15 protein-coding genes are annotated in these 23915 nt (G+C 70.4%); 7 read left to right on the forward strand and 8 right to left on the reverse strand.

Features of this window, described 5'->3' with window-relative positions; translation table 11 throughout:
• Nucleotides 1-181 precede the first annotated feature (181 nt).
• The gene (locus RMN56_RS28030; RefSeq protein WP_313720672.1) at nt 182-1759 is read left to right on the forward strand and encodes a GH25 family lysozyme; all 1578 of its coding nucleotides are present in this window, start codon (nt 182-184) and stop codon (nt 1757-1759) included.
• A gap of 164 nt (nt 1760-1923) precedes the next feature.
• Here RMN56_RS28030 and RMN56_RS28035 read toward each other — a convergent pair whose 3' ends face one another.
• Together RMN56_RS28035 and RMN56_RS28040 are read right to left on the reverse strand one after the other, a co-directional pair.
• Complete coding sequence (locus tag RMN56_RS28035) at nt 1924-3414, reverse strand: CoA-acylating methylmalonate-semialdehyde dehydrogenase (RefSeq protein WP_313720673.1); 1491 nt, start codon at nt 3412-3414, stop codon at nt 1924-1926.
• Complete coding sequence (locus RMN56_RS28040; protein ID WP_313720675.1) at nt 3411-4715, reverse strand: aspartate aminotransferase family protein; 1305 nt, start codon at nt 4713-4715, stop codon at nt 3411-3413. The genes RMN56_RS28035 and RMN56_RS28040 overlap by 4 nt, the downstream gene beginning before the upstream one ends.
• Nucleotides 4716-4845: 130 nt before the next feature.
• On the opposite strand from RMN56_RS28040, the gene RMN56_RS28045 reads away from it, so the two are divergent.
• From RMN56_RS28045 to RMN56_RS28065, 5 genes are all read left to right on the forward strand, one after another.
• Nucleotides 4846-6447: a PucR family transcriptional regulator gene (locus tag RMN56_RS28045; protein ID WP_262283994.1), complete on the forward strand. Its 1602-nt coding sequence runs from the start codon at nt 4846-4848 to the stop codon at nt 6445-6447.
• Between the two features lie 226 nt (nt 6448-6673).
• Nucleotides 6674-8233 (forward strand): NCS1 family nucleobase:cation symporter-1, encoded by a 1560-nt coding sequence (locus tag RMN56_RS28050; protein WP_313720677.1) that lies wholly within the window; start codon nt 6674-6676, stop codon nt 8231-8233.
• Nucleotides 8230-9072, forward strand: coding sequence for a nitrilase-related carbon-nitrogen hydrolase (locus RMN56_RS28055; RefSeq protein ID WP_151460647.1), 843 nt, complete (start codon nt 8230-8232; stop codon nt 9070-9072). The genes RMN56_RS28050 and RMN56_RS28055 overlap by 4 nt, the downstream gene beginning before the upstream one ends.
• Nucleotides 9069-10472 carry a dihydropyrimidinase gene (hydA, locus tag RMN56_RS28060; protein ID WP_313720679.1) on the forward strand — a complete coding sequence of 468 codons (1404 nt, stop codon included), beginning with the start codon at nt 9069-9071 and terminating at the stop codon, nt 10470-10472. The genes RMN56_RS28055 and hydA overlap by 4 nt, the downstream gene beginning before the upstream one ends.
• Nucleotides 10473-10485: 13 nt before the next feature.
• On the forward strand, nt 10486-11478 hold the full coding sequence (locus RMN56_RS28065) for a TIGR03842 family LLM class F420-dependent oxidoreductase (protein WP_313720680.1): 993 nt from the start codon (nt 10486-10488) through the stop codon (nt 11476-11478).
• Nucleotides 11479-11661: 183 nt separating this feature from the next.
• On the opposite strand, the gene RMN56_RS28070 is transcribed toward RMN56_RS28065, so the two are convergent.
• Nucleotides 11662-15849, reverse strand: coding sequence for a carboxypeptidase regulatory-like domain-containing protein (locus RMN56_RS28070; RefSeq protein WP_313720682.1), 4188 nt, complete (start codon nt 15847-15849; stop codon nt 11662-11664).
• Nucleotides 15850-16112: 263 nt separating this feature from the next.
• On the opposite strand from RMN56_RS28070, the gene RMN56_RS28075 reads away from it, so the two are divergent.
• A complete protein-coding gene (locus tag RMN56_RS28075; protein WP_313720684.1) occupies nt 16113-17111 on the forward strand; it encodes a helix-turn-helix domain-containing protein in 999 nt (332 codons plus the stop codon).
• A 76-nt stretch (nt 17112-17187) separates the two neighbouring features.
• Here RMN56_RS28075 and RMN56_RS28080 read toward each other — a convergent pair whose 3' ends face one another.
• From RMN56_RS28080 to RMN56_RS28100, 5 genes are all read right to left on the reverse strand, one after another.
• On the reverse strand, nt 17188-17925 hold the full coding sequence (locus RMN56_RS28080; protein WP_313720686.1) for a copper homeostasis protein CutC: 738 nt from the start codon (nt 17923-17925) through the stop codon (nt 17188-17190).
• Entirely contained in the window at nt 17922-20066 is a 2145-nt protein-coding gene (locus RMN56_RS28085; RefSeq protein ID WP_313720688.1) for an ABC transporter ATP-binding protein, read from the reverse strand. The genes RMN56_RS28080 and RMN56_RS28085 overlap by 4 nt, the downstream gene beginning before the upstream one ends.
• A gap of 13 nt (nt 20067-20079) precedes the next feature.
• A complete protein-coding gene (locus RMN56_RS28090) occupies nt 20080-21000 on the reverse strand; it encodes an ABC transporter permease (RefSeq protein WP_313720690.1) in 921 nt (306 codons plus the stop codon).
• Complete coding sequence (locus tag RMN56_RS28095; RefSeq protein WP_151460687.1) at nt 20997-21956, reverse strand: ABC transporter permease; 960 nt, start codon at nt 21954-21956, stop codon at nt 20997-20999. The genes RMN56_RS28090 and RMN56_RS28095 overlap by 4 nt, the downstream gene beginning before the upstream one ends.
• 77 nt (nt 21957-22033) lie before the next feature.
• Complete coding sequence (locus RMN56_RS28100) at nt 22034-23839, reverse strand: peptide ABC transporter substrate-binding protein (protein ID WP_313720692.1); 1806 nt, start codon at nt 23837-23839, stop codon at nt 22034-22036.
• Nucleotides 23840-23915 lie beyond the last annotated feature (76 nt).

Consider the following 23915-nt stretch of genomic DNA (forward strand, 5'->3'; position numbering starts at 1 on the left):
GGACTGCCCATACGCAGCGTAGCCGCAGTTCAGCACCGTCACGCGCACTCCGCTGCGCTCGACCTGCTCCCCCACGCCCGATCGGTAGCAGCCCGGCCCGACGACCGGCAACTGTGAACGAGCAGCCCATGCCTGTGCGTCCGCGACGCGCTTACGCTTTGTACGGACGCGGCGGAGAGCCTTGGCTGGTGTCTGGAGGCGAGCCATGGTACGCAGAGTTCTGGCTGTTCTGCTCGGTGCGGCGTTGACGTTCGCGGGCCTGGCCGAGGGTGCCTCGCCGGCCCAGGCGCTGCCGACCCCGAGCGGATACCCGATCACCGGCGTCGACGTGTCCTACTTCCAGGGACCATCGCTCGACTGGGCCGCGCTAGCCCGGGGCGGCGCGAAGTTCGCCTATATCCGGGTCAGCGAGCAGGATGGCCGAGCGGTAGCGCACAACAATCCTGATCCCTTCTACGCCACCAACCGTGCCGGCGCCCGGGCCAACGACCTGTACACCGGGGCGTACCACCGAGCCCGCCCTGACCTGAGCAGCGGCAAGCAGCAGGCGGATGTCCTGCTCGGCTTCGCCCCGTACATCGCCGATGGACGCAGCCTCCCGCCGATGCTGGACATCGAGTGGCCCCGGACCGAATGGGGCCTGAACGACTGCTACAACATGACACCCGCCCAACTGGTGGCCTGGGTCCGGGACTTCGTCACCGAGATCGCGGTGAGCACCGGTCGGCAGGCCATGATCTACACCAACACGAACTGGTGGAATCCCTGTACGGCCAGCAGCCAGAGCTTCGCGGCGAACCCGCTCTTCATCGCCAACTATGCACAGAATCCACCGCCGTTACCGGCAGGCTGGGCGTCTTTCACCGTATGGCAGCACGCCGCGGGCGCCCCCATCCCCGGCTCCGACTTCTCCACACCCGATCTGGACGTCTTCAAGGGCGACTACGCATCGCTGGCCCGACTGCTCGGCGGCCCCGCGACCAGCCTGCTGGCGACCGTCAACATCCGTTACGTGACTGCGGACAAGTCCGGAGCCTCAGCCTTGATCGCCAACCGGACCGTGATCGGACCCTGGGAGCAGTTCGACCAGATCGACGTGGGGGGTGGGTTCGTGGCGTTCCGCGCCCGGGTCAACGGCCGGTACGTCACGGCGGAGAACGCCGGCGCCTCACCGCTGATCGCCAACCGCACAGCTGTGGGGCCCTGGGAGAAGTTCCGCATCACCACCAACCCCGACGGCACGGTCAGCCTGCTGGCCAACGCGAACAACCGGTACGTGACCGCGGAACAAGCCGGTGCCCGGCCACTGATCGCCAACCGGACCGCCATCGGCCCCTGGGAGAAGTTCCGCGTCGTCACGCCGCCGGCCCCTGTCCACCTGCTCGCCAACGCGAACCTCCGGTACGTCACGGCGGACAACGGCGGCACCTCAGCCTTGATCGCCAACGGAGCCATGACCGGTCCGTCGCAGCAGTTCGACCAGATCGACGTGGGGGGTGGGTTCGTGGCGTTCCGCGCCCGGGTCAACGGCCGGTACGTCACGGCGGAGAACGCCGGCGCCTCACCGCTGATCGCCAACCGCACAGCTGTGGGGCCCTGGGAGAAGTTCCGCATCACCACCAACCCCGACGGCACGGTCAGCCTGCTGGCCAACGCGAACAACCGGTACGTGACCGCGGAACAAGCCGGTGCCCGGCCACTGATCGCCAACCGAACCGCCATCGACCCCTGGGAGAAGTTCGTCCGAATGACCAGTTGACCGCCGAGACTCTCGCCACGGCGCGGTGGGCGGCGCGGTGACACAGGGCGACGTAACGACGGGCGACCGTTCTCGACAGCCCGTGATCCGCAATGTGTCACGAACCGGTAGTGGTCTTCGCCGAGACGCCTGCCACCTGTGTCGTGCGGTTCAGGTTCGGGTGTTCAGCTGTTCTGTGGGAAGCCAAGGTTCACGCCACCGTGGGAGGGGTCGAGCCACCGGCTGGTGACCACCTTGGATCTGACGAAGAAGTTCACTCCTTCCGGCCCGTACGCGTGCGCGTCACCGAACAGGGAGTCCTTCCACCCGCCGAAGGAGTAGTACGAAACCGGGACCGGGATCGGAACGTTCACTCCGACCATGCCGATCTCGATCTCGTTCTGGTAGCGCCGGGCTGCGCCGCCGTCGTTGGTGAAGATGGCAGTGCCGTTGCCGTAGCGGTTGGTGTTGACCACCTCGACGGCGGCGTCGTAGCTGGGCACCCGCAGCACCGAGAGCACCGGCCCAAAGATTTCGTCGGTGTAGATGGACATGTCGGTGTCGACGTGATCGAAGAGGCTCGGCCCGAGCCAGAAGCCGGCTCGCTCACCGTCGATCGGGTGGCTTCGCCCGTCGACCACCAGCTCTGCCCCCGCGGCCCGTCCAGCGTCCAGGTACGACACCACCCGGTCGCGGTGAGCGCCGGTGACCAGCGGTCCCATTTCGCAGCCCGGCCGACGGCCGTCGCCGACTTGGAGCGCGGCGATCCGCTCGCTGATCTTGCCGACCAGCGCGTCGCCGACTGGGTCGACGGCCACGACGACGGAGATGGCCATGCAGCGTTCGCCGGCCGAGCCGAAGCCGGCCGAGACGGCGGCGTCGGCGGCGAGGTCGAGGTCGGCGTCGGGCAGTACGACCATGTGGTTCTTCGCGCCGCCGAGCGCCTGCACACGCTTGCCGTTGCGGGTGCCGGTCTCGTAGACGTAGCGGGCGATCGGGGTGGAGCCGACGAAGGAGATCGCCTTCACCGCCGGGTGTTCGAGAATACGGTCGACTGCCTCCTTGTCGCCGTGCACGACGTTGAACACTCCGTCCGGTAGCCCGGCTTCGGCGAACAGTTCGGCGAGGAAATTCGCCGCGGACGGGTCCTTCTCGCTCGGCTTGAGGACCACGCTGTTACCGCATGCGATCGCGTTCGGCGCGAACCACAGCGGCACCATGGCGGGGAAGTTGAACGGGGTGATCACGCCGACCACGCCGAGCGGCTGCCGGATGGAGTACACGTCGACCTGGGTGGAGGCGTTTTCGCTGAACCCGCCCTTGAGCATCTGCGGGATGCCGCAGGCGAACTCCACGTTCTCCAGCCCGCGTTGGATCTCCCCCGCGGCGTCGGACAGCACCTTGCCGTGCTCGGCGGTGATGATCTTGGCCAGTTCGGGCCGGCGGGCGCTCAGCAGTTCCCGGAAGGCGAACATCACGTTTGACCGCTGGGCGAGGGAAGCCGTACGCCAGCGGGTGAATGCCTCGCCGGCGGTGGCGACGGCCTGGTCGACGACTGCGGCGGTCGCGAAGTCGACGTGCCCTGCGACCTGTCCGGTGGCGGGGTCGTAGATGTCGCCGGCGCGTTCGGCGACGCCGTTCCACGGCTTGCCGCCGATCCAATGGGTGGTCCTCATCGCTGCTGCACCTCCTTAGCCACGGCCTCGATCGACTGGGTCAGGATCTCAAGCGCCTCGTCCGCCTCGGCGCGGGCAAGCGTCATCGGTGGTGCCAGGCGGATCACGTTGCCGTACAGGCCGCCCTTGCCGACGAGCAGTCCACGTTCCCGGGATTCCTCCAGCAGTGCGGCGGCGGCCGCCGGGTGGGGCGCGCCGTCGGGTCCGACGAGTTCCAGCGCGATCATCAGGCCCTTGCCGCGGACGTCGCCGACCACGGGATGCGCCTGCGCGGCCGCACGGAGGCCGTCGAGCAGCCGGGCACCCAGGTCTGCGGCGTTGGCCTGGAGGTCGTGCTCCAGGAGATAGTTGAGCGAGGCCAGAGCGCCGGCCGTGGCGAGCGGGTTGCCCCCGAAGGTGGAGATCGAGTTGGCGCCGAGGCAGTCCATGAGGTCTGCCCGGGCGATGACTCCGCCGATCGCCAGGCCGTTGCCCAGGCCTTTGGCGAAGGTGATCGCGTCGGGTACGACGCCGTGCGCCTGGATGCCCCAGAAGTGCTCGCCGGTGCGGCCCCAGCCGGTCTGCACCTCGTCGGAGACGAGGAGGATTCCGTACTCGTCGAGCACCTTCTTGAACTCGCCGAACAGCCCGTCTGGTGGGGTGGCGAAGCCGCCGACGCCCTGGATCGGTTCAACGATCATGCACGCGACGTCACCCGCGGTCGTCGTCTCGATGATCTCGCGCAGGTCGGCGACGCAGGCGCGGACGTAGTCCGCGTCGGACAGGTCCCGGAAGGGGCTGCGGTAGCGGTAGCCGCCGTGCACCCAGCTCACCTTGACGGGGCTGAGCGCGCTGGCCGACCAGCCGCGGATGCCGGTGATGCCGACGGTGGCGAACGCGCGGCCGTGGTAGGAGTTGCGCAGGGCGAGCACCTGCTCGCTGCGCCGGTACTGGGTGGCGAGCATCAGCGCGGTCTCGTTCGCCTCGGTGCCCGAGTTGGTGAAGAACACCTTGGCGTCCGGAATCCCGGAGAGCTCCGCGATCTTCTCCGCGAGCTCGACCTGCGACTGGATCAGGTAGAGCGTGGAGGAGTGCAGCACGCCGGTGTCGATCTGCGACCGGACCGCGTCGCTGATCTCGGCCACGTCGTAGCCGATCGCGTTGGTGAGGATGCCGGCGAAGAAGTCGAGGTAGGTGCGTCCCTCCCGGTCGGTCACCCGGCGACCGGACGCACTGGCGAACTCGATCGGCTGTTCGTAGTACAGCGCCAGCCACTTCGGCATCACGGACCGGTGTCTGGTCAGCAGCTCGCGGTGCGCCATCGCGTCCTCCGTATCTCCGCCGGTAGGCCGAGTGTGGCGGCATTCGTTGTCCAACCGCTATGTGCAACCTGTACCGCTCTGCGGCCGCTGCCATTACGTTGTGTGCAATCCCGGCAGTAGGGAGGTCGCGATGTATCCCTCCGTCGCAGAAGCCGTCGCGCTGCCGGTGTTCCGGCGCGCGAGGCCGCAGGTGGTGGCCGGGTCGGCCGGGATGCAGGGCCGGGTCCGCTGGGTCCACGTGGCGGAGGTCGCCGACATCGCGCACCTGCTCCGCGGTGGGGAACTGGTACTGACCACCGGCATCGCCCTGCCCGAGGAGCCGGCGGCGCTCACGGGCTACGTGGACGACCTGGCCGCGGTCCACGCGGCGGGACTGGTCATCGAGTTGGTCCGCCGGTGGAACGATCACGTACCCGAGGCGCTCGTGACGGCGGCCGACCGGCACCGACTCCCCCTGATCACGCTCGCGGAAGAGACGCGGTTCGTGTCCGTCACCGAGGCGGTGGTGGCGCTGATCGTCGACGCTCAGCTCGCCGAGCTGCGGGCCGCCGAGCAGGTGCACGAGACGTTCACCTCCCTCACCGTGGCCGGGGCCGAGCCGGCCGAGGTGCTGCGCGAGGTGGCCAGGATCTCCGGGCTGCCCGTCGTGCTGGAGACGCTGGGGCACGAGGTGCTCGCGTACGACGCGGCTGGGCAGGACCCCACCGAGCTGCTCGCGGACTGGAGTCAGCGGTCCCGGTCCGTGGCCGTGCCCGAGCGAACGGCCTACGACGAGGAGGCCGGCTGGCTGGTCACGGTGGTCGGCGCGCAGGGCGCCGACTGGGGACGCCTGGTGCTGCTCTCGCCGGACCCTCCGCCGCACCGGCACATGGTGGTCGCGGAGCGGGCCGCGTCGGCGCTGGCGGTGCATCGGCTCGTGGCACGTGATCGGGAGAGCCTGGAACGGCAGACGCATCGGATGTTGCTCGCGCAACTGCTCGGTCAGGCGGTACCGCCGCCGGATCTGGCCGCCCGGGCGGCCGCGCTGGGCGTCGGCCTCGAACGGCGGCAGCTCGTCGGGGTGGCGATCCGGCCCGGGCACGTGACGCCACGCGCGCCTGCGCTGGCCACTCAGGAGGTTCTGCGCGACCTTGCCGAGGTGACCGCGTCGGCCGCACGGCGGGTGTCGGTGCCCGCCCTGGTGGGCGTCGTGGACGACACGAGCGTACGGGCGCTGTTGTCGCTGCCCGCCCACGCCCGGGTCGACGCGGTCCTGCGTCGGCTGGCCGAGGAGGTACACCGCTCGACGGCCGGCCCGGTGCTGGTAGCGGTCGGCACCACCGTGTCACACGCCGCCGAGGTGCGCCGCAGCCTCGGCGAGGCCGCCCACGTCGCGGGGGCGGCCCTCCGCACCCCCGGTGCGCAGCTCTACCACAAGCTGGACAACGTGCGCCTGCGCGGCCTGTTGCACCTGTTGCGAGAGGACGAGCGGGTCCAGGCGTTCGCAGACCGGGAGTTGGGCCCGCTGCTGGCGCGGGACGCCCACCAGCGCAGCCGGCTGGTGGAGCTGCTGCGCTGCTACTGCGAGCAGGGCGGGAACAAGTCGGCGGCGGCCGCCGCGGCGCACCTGTCGCGTACGGCCTACTACCAGCAGCTGTCGCGGATCGCGCAGGTGCTCGGGGTGTCGCTGGAGGACCCGGAGTCGGTGCTGTCGCTGTACGTCGCGCTCCTGGTGCACGAACTCGACGCGTAGGACCCTCGCAGCGCTAATCCACCCACCGTACTGATTGACAGGTGGGTGCGGGCATGCCGTGGACAGAGTGTGCCCCGATCACGGCAAGCGTGGACACTTTGCCGCTGCCCGTGGCGGGCTCGCGACACCCACCATTCCCAGATAAAGATCGCGCTGAACCGCCCACCAGGAGCGCGTGAGCCGGGTTGGTCGGCCAGTGTTGCGGCACCGTAACAGGAGGTGACCGATGACCGTCGAACCCCTGCCCCCGGCCGAAACCACCGCGGTCGAACCCGGAACGCAGATCACCCATCCGGATGGCCGAGTCGAGTTGCGTGACTTCTCCACGATCGCCGACAGCCGCTACTTCAACGAAGAGCTCGCCCCGGTGCCCATCGAGAGGCGCACCTGGACCACGTACAACTTCGCGGCGCTGTGGATCGGCATGGCGCACAACATCCCCACCTACCTGCTCGCCGCCGGGCTCATCCAGCTCGGTATGAACTGGGTGCAGGCGTTCCTCACGATCACGCTGGGCAACCTGCTCGTCCTGATCCCGATGCTGTTGAACAGCCACGCGGGCACCAAGTACGGAATTCCGTTCCCGGTCTTCGCCCGGGCGTTCTACGGAGTCCGCGGCGCGAACCTTCCGGCCCTGCTCCGCGCCTTCATCGCGTGCGGCTGGTTCGGCATCCAGACCTGGATCGGCGGCGAGGCGATCTACGCGATCGCCGGGAAACTGCTGGGCTCCTGGTGGGTCGACGCGGCGCGGATCATGGACTACCCGTGGACGCTGTGGGCCTCCTTCTTCCTGTTCTGGGCGATCGAGATGGCGATCATCTGGCGGGGCATGGACACCCTGCGGCGCTTCGAGAACTGGGCCGCGCCGTTCGTCATCGTGGTGGCCGTCGCCCTGCTGATCTGGGTCATGGTCGAGGCGGGCGGGCTCGGCCCGATCCTGTCCGAGCCGTCGAAGCTGGGCTGGGGCGCCGACTTCTGGAAGCTGTTCGCGCCGTCACTGATGGGGATGATCGCCTTCTGGGCGACCCTGTCGCTGAACATCCCCGACTTCACCCGGTTCGGCGGCAGCCAGCGGCAGCAGGCGTACGGCCAGGTCCTCGGCCTACCCACCACGATGTCGTTCTTCGCCATCCTGTCGATCATGATCACCTCGGGCACGGCCGTGATCTACGGCGAGGCGATCTGGGACCCCATCCAGCTCGCCGCCAAGTTCGAGAACCCGCTGGTCGTCGCGCTGGGCCTGTTCACGGTCGTGGTCGCGACGCTGTCGGTGAACGTCGCCGCGAACACGGTCAGCCCGGCGTACGACTTCTCCAACGCCGCACCCCGACTGGTCAACTTCCGAACCGGGGGCCTGATCACCGGCGTGCTCGGCATCCTGATCCAGCCGTGGCGTCTGGTGCAGGACCCCAACATCTACATCTTCGTGTGGCTCGGGTTCTACGGCGGCCTGCTCGGCGCCGTCGCCGGGGTGCTCATCGCCGGATACTGGGTCCGCAGCCGCACGCGCCTCCAGTTGCCCGCCCTCTACCGTCCCGAGGGCCGCTACTGGTTCTCCGGCGGCTGGAACTGGGCGGCCATCGTCGCCACCGTCGTCGGCGCGGTCCTCGCGGTGGGCGGCGCCTACTCCGCACCAGGCAAAGGGCCGTTCCCCGAGGACGGGCTCATCCCGTTCCTCAAGCCGCTCTACGACTACAGCTGGGTGGTCGGTCTGATCGCCGGGTTCCTCGTCTACCTGGCGTTGTCGATGCCGCGCACCGCCCACGTCAAGGAGGAGAACCGATGAGCACCATCATCCGAGCCGGGCTGGTGCAGCAGAAGTGGACCGGCGACAAGGAGTCGATGATCGCGAACGCGGTGGAGGCGATCCGCAGCGCCGCGTCGCAGGGCGCGCAGGTCGTCTGCCTGCAGGAGTTGTTCTACGGTCCGTACTTCTGCCAGGTGCAGGACGCCGACTACTACTCGTACACCGAGGCGATCCCCGACGGGCCGACGACCGCGCTGATGCGTGAGCTCGCCGAGCAGCACGGTGTGGTGCTGATCGTGCCGATGTACGAGCAGGAACAACCAGGCGTCTACTACAACACGGCGGCGGTGATCGACGCCGACGGCACCTACCTCGGCAAGCACCGCAAGAACCACATCCCGCAGGTGAAGGGGTTCTGGGAGAAGTTCTACTTCCGGCCGGGAAACCTCGGCTATCCGGTGTTCGACACCGCGGTGGGCCGCATCGGCGTCTACATCTGCTACGAACGGCACTTCCCCGAAGGCTGGCGGGCGCTGGGGCTGGCCGGCGCAAAGATCGTCTTCAACCCCTCCGCCACGAGCCGCGGCCTGTCCGAGTACCTCTGGCGCCTCGAGCAGCCGGCCGCCGCGGTCGCCAACGAGTACTACGTCGGCACGATCAACCGCGTTGGCGTGGAACCGTTGGGTGACAACGACTTCTACGGCCAGTCCTACTTCGTGGACCCGCGGGGGCAACTGGTCGGCGACGCCGCGTCGGACACGGAAGAAGAAGTCGTCATCCGCGATCTCGACATGGACAGGCTGGCCGAGGTGCGCGACCTGTGGGCGTTCTACCGCGACCGCCGGCCGGAGACCTACGAATCGCTGGTGACCCCGTGAGCATCGTCATCCGCAACGGAACAGTCGTCAACGCCACCGGGGAGTACCCGGCGGACGTGCTGGTGGAGGGCGAGCGGATCGCCGCGCTCGCCGCGCCGGACTCGGGTCTGGCCCAGCAGTGGGCGTCCGGCGCCGAACGAGTGATCGACGCCGCCGGGAAGTACGTGGTGCCCGGCGGCATCGACGGCCACACCCACATGGAAATGCCGTTCGGGGGCACCTTCTCGGCCGACACCTTCGAAAGCGGAACGACCGCGGCGGCCTGGGGCGGCACGACCACGATCATCGACTTCGCCGTGCAGGGCAAGGGAACGTCGCTGCTGTCCGCGCTGGACAAGTGGCACAGCAAGGCCGACGGCAACTGCGCGATCGACTACGGGTTCCACATGATCGTCTCGGACGTCAACGACACGTCGCTCAAGGAGATGGAGGCCTGCATCGACGCGGGCGTGAACACCTTCAAGATGTTCATGGCCTACCCGGGTGTCTTCTACGCCACGGACGGGGAGATCCTGCGGGCGATGCAGAAGGCCCGGGACACTGGGTCGATGATCATGATGCACGCGGAGAACGGCATCGCCATCGATCAACTCGTCGCGCAGGCACTGGCGAGTGGACGGACCGACCCGGTACAGCACGGGCTGACCCGGCCACCCGAGCTGGAAGGAGAGGCAACCTCCCGGGCGATCACCCTGGCGAAGGTCACCGGCGCACCGCTGTACATCGTGCACCTGTCCGCCGCGCACGCCCTCGACGCGGTCACCCAGGCCCGCGACACCGGGCAGAACGTGTTCGCCGAGACCTGCCCGCAGTACCTGTTCCTGTCGCTGGACGACCTGGCCAAGCCTGACTTCGAGGGCGCGAAGTACGTCGCCTCTCCCCCGCTGCGGCCCAAGGAGCACCAGGCGGAACTGTGGCGGGGCCTGCGCACCAACGATCTGTCGCTGGTGTCCACCGACCACTGCCCCTTCTGCTTCAAGGACCAGAAGGGGCTGGGCCGGGGAGACTTCTCGAAGATCCCCAACGGGATGCCGGGCGTCGAGCACCGGATGGACCTGCTCTACCAGGGCGTCGTGAAGGGCGAGATCACCCTGTCGCGCTGGGTCGAGGTCAGCTCGACCACGCCCGCCCGGATGTTCGGCCTCTACCCCCGCAAGGGCGTCATCGCCCCGGGCGCGGACGCGGACATCACCGTGTACGACCCGACGGCCGAGCAGACGATCTCCGCCGGCAGCCACCACATGAACGTGGACTACTCCGCGTACGAGGGCATGCGGCTGACCGGGAAGGTCTCCACCGTGTTGTCCCGCGGCCGGATCGTCGTCGACGACAACGCCTTTCACGGCGCCGCCGGGCACGGCACGTTCCTGAAGCGCGACCTCAGCCAGTACCTGGTCTGACGAGGAGTTGACCGTGGAGTTCGGTGTCGTACTGCAGACCGACCCGCCCGCTCGCGACGTCGTGGCGGGCCTCGTCGCCGCCGAGGACAGCGGATTCCGCCACGGGTGGACGTTCGACTCCTGCGTGCTGTGGCAGGAGCCGTTCGTCATCTACTCGCAGGTCCTCGCCGCGACCAAGCACCTGATCGTCGGGCCGATGGTGACCAACCCGAGCACCCGCGACTGGTCGGTCACCGCGTCCCTTTTCGCCACCCTCAACGACATGTTCGGCAACCGAACCGTCTGCGGGATCGGCCGCGGCGACTCGGCCCGCCGAGTCATCGGCCAACCGCCGGCGAGCCTGGCCACCCTCGGAAGCGCCATGCGCGTGATCAAGGACCTGGCCGAGGGACGCGAGGTCGAACACCACGGCACGCCGGTGCGCATCCCGTGGGTGCGTGACGGCAAGCTGGAAATCTGGATGGCCGCCTACGGCCCGAAGGCGCTGCGGCTGGTCGGGGAGCAGGCCGACGGCTTCATCCTGCAGACCGCCGACCCGGACATCGCCCGCTGGACGATCGGCACGGTACGCGAGGCGGCCAACGCCGCCGGCCGGGATCCGGACTCGATCACGATGTGCGTGGCCGCCCCCGCCTACGTGGGTACGAACCTCGCACACCAACGGGATCAGCTGCGCTGGTTCGGCGGCATGGTCGGCAACCACGTGGCCGACCTCGTCGCCCGCTACGGCGACTCCGGGGTGGTGCCGAAGGCGCTGACCGACTACATCACAGGCCGCCTGGGCTACGACTACTCACACCACGGCCGCGCCGGCAATCCGTCCACCGACTTCGTCCCCGACGCCATCGTCGACCGATTCTGCCTGCTCGGCCCCGAGTCGGCCCATGTCGACCGGCTGCAGGAGCTCAAGGAGATCGGGGTCCACAACTTCGCCCTCTACCTGATGCATGACGACAAGGAAAAGACCCTCACCGCGTACGGCAAGAACGTGATCACGCACGTCTAGTGCCTCGCGCACGGCGGTGACCTGCATCCGGCGGGAGCGGCACGCCTCGATCCTGCCAACCGGACGCTCGCCACCAGGTCCCGGGCCGGCGGGGGTGATGTGGCTGACGTCCGCGGGCTCCCCAGGCGCCCGACGGGCACGGGCCGACCTCCGCCGATGCGTTGGTCGGCCCGCGCCCTCGGGTCAGCAGCGGGCTGGCTGCAGGACGATGTCGGTGTTGACCGTGCTACCGGACCGCACCTTGATCGTCCTTGTCAAACTGCTGAATCCGTCCTCGGAGTAGACCAGCGTGACCGGGCTGTCCCGCTTGTCGACCCAGACCGACCAGTGGCCGGCCTCGTCCGTCCACAGCGTGGTGGTGGAGTGTTTCGTCCGGAGCGTGACCGTGACGCGCGACAGCGGCGCGACGGTTCCGCTGCATCCGGCTCCGCTGACCGTGCCGCTCAGCCGACCCCACCGCTTCGGCGGATCGACGTGCATCGTGACCTGTACGGGCGCGGGCTGCACGGGACCGTCGACCCGGACCGCCACCGCGGCGTGGTAGTCGCCCGGCTGGTCCACCGTCGACGCGTCGCCGGCGTCGAGCTTGAGCGTCACGGTCCGGCTCTCCCCGGGCCGCAGCGTGAAGGCATCCCGGCTCGCGGAGAGCCACGGCACGTCGCCGGACGGCCCGCAGATGTCGTACCCCGGCAGCTCCTGGCCGCTCGCCGTGGCCTCGAAGTGTTGCAGCGCCCCGCCGACCCGGTAGACGCCGCACGCGGCGGCGCCGCGGTAGAACGGCGCCGGTGCGTTCGGCAGGGCGTGCCAGGCGCCGGTCATCGGATCGTAGGCGTGCCCCTCGTTGGTCACGGACGACGTCGGGCCCGTGCCACCGGCGACGCCGCCGCTCAGCAACAGCTGCCCGTTGGCGACCGTCGACGCCGCGCCCCACCAGCCGGTCGGCAGGCCGGCCACGCGGGTCCACGCGTCCGTGCGCGGGTCGTACGAGTGGGCGGCGGCCGACCCGTCACCGGTCGTGATGTCCACACCGCCGGCGCAGATCACCCGGCCGGCCAGTCCGCCGCAGGACATGAACGCCTCGCTCGCCGGGTAGTCCGCTCTGCTGCTCCACCGGTCGTGTGCCGCGTCGTACACAAACACAGTGGTGGTGGCCGGGGCGCAGTCGCCGGTGGCGCAACCGGACACCACGTACAGCAGGCTGTCGAGGACGGCGCTGCCGGCGGCGGCCCGGGGTGCGGGCATCGACGCGCCGCGCGTCCACACCTTGGTCACCGGGTCGTAGACCTGCACGTCAGTGACGGCGTCCAACGGTCCCCAGCCGCCGGCGACGACGAGCCGGCCGGAGACGAACGCCGCCACCGGCTTCTGCACGGGCACCGGCAGGTCGGGCAGTGCCGACCACAGCAGTCGGACCGGGTCGTAGACGTACCCCTTCGCCGTGGGGCCGTAGCCGTCGTGCGTGCCACCGACGACGTAGACCTTGCCGTCGTCGCCGCGGGCCATCGCGTTGTCCATGATCGGGCCGCCCGGGTAGTCGGCCATCGGCGCCCATGCCGGACCGTCGGACGATGCCGAGGCGGTGGTTGGCTGCGAGGTGACGGTCGGTGAGGCAACGGCGCGCTGCCCGGCGGGGGCGTGCCGGACGCCCGAGGCCACGCCCGGGACCCGTCGCACCGGAACCGCCGCGGCGGCGACCCGCCCGCCGACCGGGGTGAAGCCGCCGGGCTGCTCCACGAGGGAGACGTGCGCCGGCGCCGACCCCGAGTTGGTGACGGTGAACGCCGCCTGCTCGCTGTCGCCGAGCCGGACGCTACGCGTCACCGTCGCGGGGCGGATGGTGAGCGCCGCGGCGGCCAGCGAGAAGTCGGCCCTGTTGACGGTGTCGGCCGAGACGTGCACCGACCGCGTGCTGCTGACCCGGTTGCGCGCCGACGCGGTGAACCGCTGGTCGCCGCCGCCCGGGGCGAACAGGGCGAAGTATCCGTCGCCGATGGTGTCGTCGTCGGGGGTGGCCACCGACGTGGCCTGCGCGTTCGGGTGGGCGACCGCCGTCACGGTGGCCCCGTCGACGCCGTCGCCGGTGGTCGCGTCGAGGACCCGGCCGGCGACGATCCCGCCGGTCACCGGGTTGCAGGTACGCGTGCCGACGTACACGTCGTCGAGTTCCCAATAGCGGGCGAACTGCCCGGCGTAGTGGAACCGCACCAGCACCCCGCGGTGGTGGGCCGCCTGCGGGATCGGCACTGCCAGCGGCCCGTTGATGATGGCCAGCCCATCCTGCTTCCAGACGGTCGACCAGGTGGCTCCGCCGTCGGTGGAGACGCCCACGTCGGCCGACTGCGTCGGCAGGTACCCGACGAAGCGGGTGCGCAGCCCGATCACGGGGTGGTCGACGTCGGTGAGGTCGACCGGCGGTGTGGTGAGGGTGGTGTCCTTGCGGTCCTGGAACTGGGTGTCGATGAGGGCGAAGTTCCCGCTGCCCGTCGTCTCGTTGGTACGCGGGATCACGGTACCCCGGTTGAACTCCCACCCGTTCTGGGTCGCGTTGTCGACCCGCCAGCCCGCCGGCACGTCGGTGGAGTCGAACGGTTCGGCGGGCAGGCCGGCGTAGTTGTGGTGGTAGCCGGCGGCCGTACAGGTCTCGTCGTCCACGGGCACCGCGAGGTCCCGGCCGACGTCGGTGGCGTCGATGGTCACCTGCGCGTCGGCGGTGCGGTATCCGGCCGCGTCGGCCTTCACGCGCAGGGTCACGGCGGACTGTACGGGCACCCGCATGCGGTAGCGGCCGGTGAACGGGTCGGTGCGCACGGGCTGCAGTGGTGTGCCGGGTGCGGACACCGTGGCGTACAGCGGCCAGCCGTGCCCGGAACCGTCGGTCACCGTGCCGGACAGCGTGACCAGTGGCTGCGCGCGCAGCGCGACGTCCACGGTGGCCGTCTGGCCGTCGGTGACCTCGGCGGTCCGGGTCGCATCGGCGTAGCCGAACGCGGTAACCGCGACGGTGAACGTGCCGGTGGGCCGGGTGACGGCGAACCGCCCGGCGGCGTCGGTGGTGGCGGTGACGGCCTGGCCACCGCCGCTCACCGTGACGGTGGCGTTCGCGACCGGCGCGTGGCTGGTCGCGTCGGTCACGGTGCCGGCGAGATGGCCGTGGGGACCGGGTGCCCGGAACGCGGCGACCCCGTTCGGGGTCCCGAGACCCGTCGGGCCGTCGAACCCCTCACCGGCGGTGCACAGGTACGCTGGCGCCGGGTCGCAAATGCCGTTCCGCCCCTCGGTGATGTCGTTGAGGCTGCCGGCGGACGCGGCGTAGGGGTACCAGTTCGGCGTGTCGCCCGGCGGCGTCCGGCCGGCGAGCGCGTACACGCCGGCGATGATGGGGGCGGCGAGGCTCGTGCCGCCGTACGGCGCCCAGCCGTAGCCGCCGAAGGTCTGGTAGACCGCCAGACCGTTGAGCGGGTCGGCGAGGGCTGACACGTCGGCGACGCTGCGGCCGTGGCAGCCGGGGTCGGCCTGGAAGTACGGCTTCGGTTCCACTGTGGAACAGCCGCTGCCCGGCGCGCCGGCGTAGTTGTTCCACACCTGTTCCGTCCAGCCGCGGCCGATGGTGTCGTCGCGGGCGAGTGTGGTGCCGCCGACGGCCGTCACGTACGGCGACGAGGCGGGGAAGGACATGCCGTACCCGTAGTCGCCGGAGGACGCGACGATCGCCACCCCGGGGTGCTGGTAGTACTTCCCGTAGTTGGAGTTCACGTCGGCGTGTTCGGGACCGCCGTAGGAGTTCGACACCACCTGCGCGCCGCTGGCGACGGCCTGGTCGACGGCCTGCCCCAGGTCTCCGGCCGAGTTGCTGTCGGCCTCGACCAGCAGGAGGTGGCAGCGGGGGCACACCGCCGACACGGCGTCGAGGTCGAGCGAGATCTCCCCGGCCCAAGTCCCGTCCGCTATGGGGTAGGTCTGGCCGCCCCGCTGGTCGATCTTCTTGAAGCAGCCGTTTTCGGTGGTGCACGGGGGCAGGCCCCAGTGCGCCCGGTAGACCGCGAGGTCGGCCTCGGCCGTCGGGTTGTCGAAGGCGGCCACGACCGCGACGGTGACGCCGTCACCCCCCGCGGCGGGCAGGTTGTATGCGGAGGTGAGGTCGGCCGGCCCGTACCCGTAGATCGGCTCGGTGGCGCTGGCCTTCGGGGACGGCGGGGACGGCTGCGCGGGAGCCGTCGGCGGGATGCGGCGGATCGAATGGCACTGCGCGTACCCCGGCTGTACGGGCCCGGAGCACACCCGCTCGAGCCGCCACTGGCCGGACCCGCCGGCGGCCGTGGGGGCGGAACCCGTGGACACCGTGGCCGCCGGAGCCGCGTGGGCCAGGCCCATGGCGCCGGGAGTAGCCTGGGCGACCAGTGTGCTGACACCTATGGCGGCTAACGCGAACGCGCGTAACAGACGACGCGACATAGTGATCCTCCCCATTCGTGCCGGCAACGAGCGGCACTGCGTCACGCGTCGTCACGAGGGATCTCACCTGCTCTCCGCGCGCCAGGCACACCGGCTGCGAGACGATAACAGCGGGACGGCACGCAAGGATGCCCGATCCGGCCAGGTGCCGGTTTCGGCCGCGCGGGCCTATGCTCGCGGCTGTGACGGGCAACGGTGAGCCGGGTGCGTGGGATCTGATCGGGCTGTCCGACCTGGACCAACAGGTGTACCGGCGGCTCCTGCTCGACCCCGGGGCCGACGCCGGGTCGCACGCCGAGGCACTGGCGTGCTCGGCCGCGCAGGTGCGCGCCGCGCTGGACCGCCTGGTGTCGCTGGGCCTGGTACGTCACGACAGCGCCGACGACGGCCGCTACCAGGCCGTGGACCCGCTCGCCGGCCTGGCCGCGCTGGTGCGGGACCGCCGGCATGCCCTGGACCGGCTCGAGGCCGCGTCGTACGAGCTGTCACGGGTGTTCGCCGCCGGGCTCATGCGTACCGAACCGCGACGACTGTTCGAGGTGGTCGAGGGGCGCACGGCGACTGCGAGCCGCATCTACGACCTGCTCGGCTCGGCGAGGACGGAGGTGGTCGGGATCGACAGCCCGCCGTACGTCGCGCCGAGCAGCACGCACGTCAGTGACGCCGAACTCGGTCTGCTGCGCCGAGGCGTCCGGTTCCGCTCGCTGTACGCCAGCCAGGTCCTCGACGAACCGGCGCTGGTCGCCCGAATCCAGTGGATGGTCGACAACGGCGAGGAGGCCCGGACTCTGCCGCAGGTACCCATGAAGCTGCTGGTGGTCGACCGGGAGACCGCCGTGGTGCTCCTCGCCGGCGAAGAGACCGCGCCGGAGACCCTTTCGGTCGTGGCGGCGCGTTCGGCGCTGACCGACGGTCTCCAGGCCATCTTCGAGCAACTGTGGTCGCACGCCAGCCCCATCCGGTTCGGGTCGGGCCGCGACGGCGGCACGGTGGCGCGCGACCCCGGCACGAACGAACTCGTCGACCTGCTCACCGCGGGGATGAAGGACGAGTCGATCGCCCGCCATTTCGGGGTGAGCCCACGGACGGTCCGCCGCCGGATCGCCGCGCTGCTCGACGAACTCGACGCCACCGGCCGGTTCCAGGCCGGTGTCCGCGCGGTCCAGCGCGGCCTGCTCTGAGGTTGTCGGGCCACGTCCACCGGGAGGACATCGGTGCGACGTTCCCCAGCGCAGCGTCGACGGGGTCCGCCGGCAGCTACTCACTGAGAAGAGAGCTGTTCCTCTGGGCCGGATCCGTCTGGACACGCGTGGCGTCGACAACCCGCCGTACCTCGTTGCCGTCCGTGGCCTCGCGTCCGTCACGCCGCACCGGCGCCCTCAGGTGCACCTCCCGCGCTCCGGTGGCCGCGAGCACCTGCCGGACGTTGTGCGACCGGATGCCGCCGCCGGCGATGACCCGCAGCCGGTCGCCGGCCCGCTGTCGCAGGGCGGCGATGCGCGTGGCACCGGCCAGCGCGGTCGGTGCCCCGCCGGAGGTGAGCACCGCGTCGGCCCCGAGGTCGACGAGTTCCTCGATCGCCCGCAGCTGGTCGCCGACCTCGTCGAACGCCTTGTGCACCGTCACCGGCAGCGGTCCCGCCGCCTCGATGAGGCGCCGCAGCACGGGCAGATCGAGGCCGCCGTCGGCGGTGACGGCACCGACCACCACCCCGACCGCGAGACCGTGCGGATTGGCCAGGCTGCGGATGGCCTCGATGTCGGCGAGCATGACCTGCTCCTCGATCCCGCTCACCCGGAAGTCACCGCCACGGGGCCGGACCATGACCCGTACGCCCACCCGGCGCAACGTCCGCAGCGCGACCTCGACCGTCCCCGGGCTCGGCGTGGTGCCGCCCTGGCCGAGGTCGGCGCACAGCTCCAGCCGGTCGGCTCCGGCGGCCTCGGCCACCAGCGCGGTCGGCACGTCACTCACGCAGATCTCGACCGTGGTCATGCGGCCGCCCCGGCCCGGGCGGACGCCGCGGTCGACTCCGGACGCAGCGGGAAGTGGCAGGCCACCTGGTGCGCGTCGCCGGCCAGCGGCGGCTCGGTCTCGCAGACGTCCTGGGCCAGGGGGCACCTTGTCCGGAACCGGCACCCGGCGGGCGGGTTCAGCGCGCTGGGCAGCTCGCCCCGGATGGTCATCCCGTCGCCCGCCGTCGCGGCGTTCGGCGTGACGGAGGGGACGGCGTCGATGAGTGCCTGCGTGTACGGATGCCGGGCGGCCCGGACCACGTCCCGCGCGGGCCCGACCTCGACGAGCTTGCCGAGGTACATGACGCCGATCCGGTCCGCCATGTAGTCGACGACGGACAGGTCGTGGCTGATGAAGACGTACGCCAGGCCGAGCTCCCGCTGCAGGTCCCGCATGAGGTTGAGGACCTGCGCCTGGATGGACACGTCCAGCGCGCTCACCGGCTCGTCGCCGACGATCAGCCGCGGTTGCAGGGCCAGCGAACGGGCCAGCCCGATGCGCTGCAGCTGACCGCCGGAGAACTCGTGGGGGTAGCGTTCCAGGACCCGCCGCGACAGCCCCACCTGGTCGAGCAGCGTCGCGATCCGCGCCCGCCGCTCCGCCGTCCCGCCCACCTTCTGGATCTCGAGGGGTTCGGCGAGGATGGCGTCGACGCGCATCCGCGGGTTCATCGCGGCGTAGCTGTCCTGGAACATCAGTTGGACGTGCCGGTGCATCCGGCGACGCTCCCGCCCGGCCAGGCCGGCGATGTCCGTGCCGTCGAGCATGATCTGCCCGGCGGTCGGCTGCTCCAGCCCCACGGCCAGCCGGCCCACCGTGGACTTGCCGCAGCCGGACTCGCCCACCAGCCCGAACGTCTCGCCCGGGCCGACGTCGAACGACACACCCGCCACGGCGCTCACCTGCCCGGCGGTCCGGCGCAGCAGCCCGCGGCCGTGCGCGGCGTAGTTCTTGACCAGGTCCCGCACCGACAGGACGGGCGTCGTGGCCGGATCCCCCGCGCCAACCGTCGGGGCGGCCGGCTCCGGCGCCGGCGCGACCCGCGCCGGAGCGGCCGTGGAACCGGTCGTCTCCGGCTCGCCCCAAACCGGGGTCGGCAGGGTGACCGGTGCGGCGGGCACCGGGTGCAGGCAGGCGTGCTGGTGCCGGCCGGTCGACAGGGTGGGGTCGGTGGCCCGGCAGTCGTCGCCGGCGTGCCGGCAGCGTGGCGCGAAGCGGCAGCCGGTCAGGGGCCGGGACAGGTCCGGCGGCAGGCCCGGAATGCTGTAGAGCCGGGCGTGTTCGCCGGACTCCCGGATCGCCGACTCGGGGAGCGCCTCCATCAGCGCCTCGGTGTATCGGTGCCTCGGCGAGCGGAACAGCTCCCCGGTCGCGGCGGTCTCGACCACCCGTCCGGCGTACATGACGGCGACCCGGTCGGCGCGGCCGGCGATCACCCCGAGGTCGTGGGTGACCAGGACGACGGCCATCCCGAACTCTTCCCGCAGGTCGTCGATGAGTTCGAGGATCTGCCGTTGGGTGGTGACGTCGAGCGCCGTGGTCGGCTCGTCGGCGATGAGCAGGCGGGGCGAGCAGATCAGCGCCATCGCGATGGCGACCCGTTGCCGCATCCCGCCGGACAGCTCGTGCGGGTAGTTGTCGACGATCCGCTCCGGGCGCGGCATCCCGACCCGGCGCAGGATCTCGATGGTCCGCTCCCGGGCCTCCGCCCGGCCGACCCGCTCGTGCACCCGCAGCGGTTCGCCGACCTGGACGCCGATCCGCATGGTCGGGTTGAGCGAGGTGAGCGGGTCCTGGAAGACCATGCCCATGCGGACGCCACGGATCCGGCGTACCTCGTCCGCCGGCAGCGAGCGCAGGTCCCGGCCCTCGAAGAGGATCTGCCCCCCGGACACCCGGCCGCCGGGCGGCAGCAGGCCCATGACGGAGAGCGCGGTCATCGTCTTGCCGCTGCCCGACTCCCCCACGACGCCGAGGGTCTCCCCCGGCATGACCTGGAGACTGACCCCGTCCAGGGCGTGCACCGTGCCGCGGCGCAGCGCGATGTCGGTGTCGAGATCGCGCAGTTCCAGCAGGGGCTCGCCGGCTGCCGGCGCGGGTCGGACGGTCGATTCGCTCATTTTCTGCTCCTGCTCAGCGTCGCCGGAGGCGGACCTCGAAGGCGTCCCTCAACCCGTCGCCGATGAAGTTGAAGGCGAGGACGATGAGGATGATGGCGATGCCGGGCGGGTACAGCAGCCACCAGTGGCCGCTGTAGGTGTCCGCCAGGCCGTCGGAGAGCATCCCGCCCCAGTTCGCCGCCGGCGGGGGGACGCCCAGGCCGAGGAAGGACAGGTACGCGACGTAGAGGATCGCGTCGGCGACCTGGAAGGTCGCGTTGACGATCACCGTGCCGATGGCGTTCGGCACGATGTGCCGGCGCACCGCCCGGCCGCCGGTGCCACCCATGCCCCGCATGGCCTGGACGTACTCGCGGGAGCGCAGGGTCAGTGCGTCACCCCGGACCAGCCGGGCCGGTCCCAGCCAGGCGAACGCGCCGATGATGAGGATGAGCATGGACACGCTCGGTGTGACGATGGCGGCGAGCAGCATGAAGAGGAACAGCGACGGGATCGACATCATGGCGTCGACGACCCGCATCATCGCCGAGTCCACCCAGCCACCGGCGAACCCGGCGACGGCGCCCCAGATCGTGCCCAGGACGGTGGCGAGGATCCCGGCGGCGAGCCCCACGATGATCGAGGTCTGCCCGCCGAGCATGAGCCGCCCCAACTGGTCGTAGCCGACCCCGTCGGTGCCGAGCGGATGCCCCTGCTGGCCGGGCGCCAGGTGGACCGCGGTGAGGTCCGTGTGCACCTGGTCGGTGTGGTAGAAGAGCGGACCGAGGAAGCAGACCCCGGCCAGCAGGACGAACAGGCCCAGGCCCACCAGGGCGAGCCGGTTCTCGCAGAAGACGACGAGTCCCTGCCGCCAGAGGCCGCGCACCGGCGCCTCGGCGTCGGCCGGCTGGTCGGGGACGGCGCCTGGACGGACCGCCTCGGAGAGTGTGGTCATGACGCGCTCCGCTGGAGTCGGACCCGGGGATCGACGGCGGCGTAGAGCAGGTCGGCGACGAGCGCGCCGACCACCGTCGCGATCGAGATGATGACGGTGACCCCGAGCAGGATCGGGAAGTCACGCTTGAGCGCCGCCTGCCAGAACAGCTGCCCCATGCCGGGGAAGTTGAACAGCGACTCGACGACCAGCGCCCCGCTGAACAGCGCGGGCAGGTACATCCCGAGCAGCGCGATGACCGGGAACAACCCGTTGCGCAGCGTGTGCCGCAGCACCACCCGCCGCTCGGAGAGGCCCTTGCTGCGGGCGGTGCGCACGTAGTTCTCGTTGAGGTTGTCGACCATGGCGGAGCGGACGTACCGCGAGTAGACCGCGATGGTGACGATGGCCAGGGTGATCGTGGGCAGGACCAGCCCGGCCGGATCGGCGAGCACCTCCGCCACCGTGAAGCCCTGCGGCGCCTCGGGCGGCAGGATCGGCCAGACCTGCGAGAACAGGATGATCAGCATGAGGCCCATGAAGAAGATGGGCGTGGCGTACGCCAGCAGCGACAGCGAGGTGATGGCGTAGTCGGGCCAGCGGTTGCGGCGTACCGCCTGGATCACCCCGAGCGGGATCGCCAGCACGATGGCGAGCACGGTCGACAGCAGCGACAGCACCATCGTCTTCGGCAGCCGCTGGCTGATCGCCTCGACGACCGACTGGTTGAGCTGGTACGAGTAGCCCAGGTCGCCCTGCAGCAGGCGTTGCACGTACATGCCGTACTGCTGGATCCAGGGCCGGTCGTAGCCCATGTCGTGGTTGAACGCCGCCAACTGCTCCAGCGTCGCCTCCTTGCCGAGGGTGGCGCGGGCCGCGCCCCCGGGCAGCAGGTGCAGGATGAGGAACGCGATCACCGTGACGAGCACGACGACGACGAGGGCCTGGCCCAAGCGCGTGATGAGGTACCGGACCACCTGGGCCCCGCCTCCTCCCCGGTCGGGGCCCCGGCGGCGCGGTGGGCGCCGCCGGGGCCGGGACGATCAGTGATCGGTCACTTCCAGGACCAGTCCTGGAAGTACATGAAGTTCATCGGGTCCTGCGGCTCGACCCCCTGCAGACCGGACCGGTACGCCGAGACCTGGAACACCGGGTTCGGCATCCAGAGCACCGGCAGGTCCTTGGCGAGGAAGTCGTTGTAGGCCTTGAGCGCGCTCTCGTCGCCGGAGAACTGGGTGGCCTCGATGAGCTTGTCGGCCTCGGGGTTGCTGTAGCTGCCCAGGTTCACCGGGGCGCCGGTGGCGAAGAGCCGCTCGCCGCTGGCGAACGCCGGGTAGTACCAGCTCCCCTGCGAGCCGAAGAAGGACATGTCCCACGAGCAGGTGGCATCCGTCGGCTTGCAGGCCGGGGTGACCGCGACCGAGTCGGGCACCTCCTTGATGGTCAGCTTGATGCCGAGCTTGGCCATCTGCGACTTGATCTCGGCGAACATCTTCGTCGTGGCGGCGAAACCGGTCTGGCTGGTCACGGTGAGGTTCAGCGGCGTGCCGGCGGCGATGCCGTCGCCGCACTGGTTCGGCCCGGCACCCGGCGTCTGGCAGGTGGTCTGCCCGTCCGGGGTCACCTTCCAGCCGTGGCTCTCCAGCAGTTCCTTCGCCTTGCCCGGGTCGAACGAGTACACACAGCCGGCGGCGTCGGCGCCGTTGGTGCCCGGCTTGGCCGGCACCGGGCCGCAGGTCGGCGCGGCCGTGCCGGACCAGATCACCTTGCTGATCGTCGGCTGGTCGATGAGCATCTGCAGCGACTGCCGCAGGTACGGCTGCTTGAACAGCACCCCGGTCTTCGGGTTGTTGAAGTTCAGCTGGAGGTAGGTGACGGACCAGCCGTACCACGGCGAGACCGTGTAGCCCTTGGACTTGAGGTAGCCCTCCTGGGAGAGGTTGGCCGCCGGCACGTACCCGTAGTCGATGTCACCGGCGCGCAGCACGTTGAACTCGGCGTCGTCGCCGGTGAACGGCCGCAGCACGATCTTGGCGAGCTTCGGCTTGTCCACACCCGAGTAGGTCGGCTGCGCGGCGAGGGTGACCTCGCCGTTCGGCACGTACTTCGCCAGCTTCCAGGGGCCGCTGGTGACCTTCCACAGCTCGTTCGAGTCGTACGTCTTGGGGTCCTTGGCGGCCGCGGTGAGGAAGTCGAAAACCTTCTTCGCGCCGTCCGGCGTGCTGGCCAGGTTGCTCACCGTCGCGGTGGCGGAGTCCTTGTCCCAGGCGTGCTGCGGCATCGGGGTGATCTTGTTGAGCTGGTTGTCGACGAACCACGCGGTGTTGAAGACCTTCGTGGTGGTGATCGAGAAGGTCTTGTCGTCCTTGACCGACCACTGCGCGATGTTGTCCGGGAGGCCGCCGGCCCGGTAGGACGCCCACTTGTCCTTGTTCGCCCTGACCAGGTCGTACCAGAACTGGATGTCCCTGGTCGTGACGGGCTTGCCGTCGGACCAGGTGTTGTCCTTCAGCGTGATGGTCAGGGTCTTGCCGCCGTCGCTCACCACCGGCGGCTCGGCCATCGAGCGCTGCGGGTCGATGTTGTACTGCGCCGAGCCGTCCAGCTTGTACTGGTAGAGGGACCGGTACAGCGCCTGGCCGAAGATGGCGTTCTCGCCCTGGGTGAAGCCGGGTGCCGAGATCGGCAGGATCCAGTTGGGCGTGCGGAAGGCGACGGTCGCGGTGTCCTTGCCCTGGCTCCCGCCGTCCTTCGACGACCCGCTGCCGCCGCCGCAGGCGACCAGGCCCGCCCCGAGGGCGACCGCGCTGGCCACCGCGACCGCGCCGCGGAGGGCTCGCCGGGGAAATCTGCTCCTCATGAATCTCCTCGATTGATGTGCACTGCCCCGCGTCTCCGGGCGCTACCGGCGGTGCCACGCGTTCGGCCGCCTGGTG

This window comes from Micromonospora halotolerans (assembly GCF_032108445.1).
Lineage (GTDB): Bacteria > Actinomycetota > Actinomycetes > Mycobacteriales > Micromonosporaceae > Micromonospora > Micromonospora halotolerans.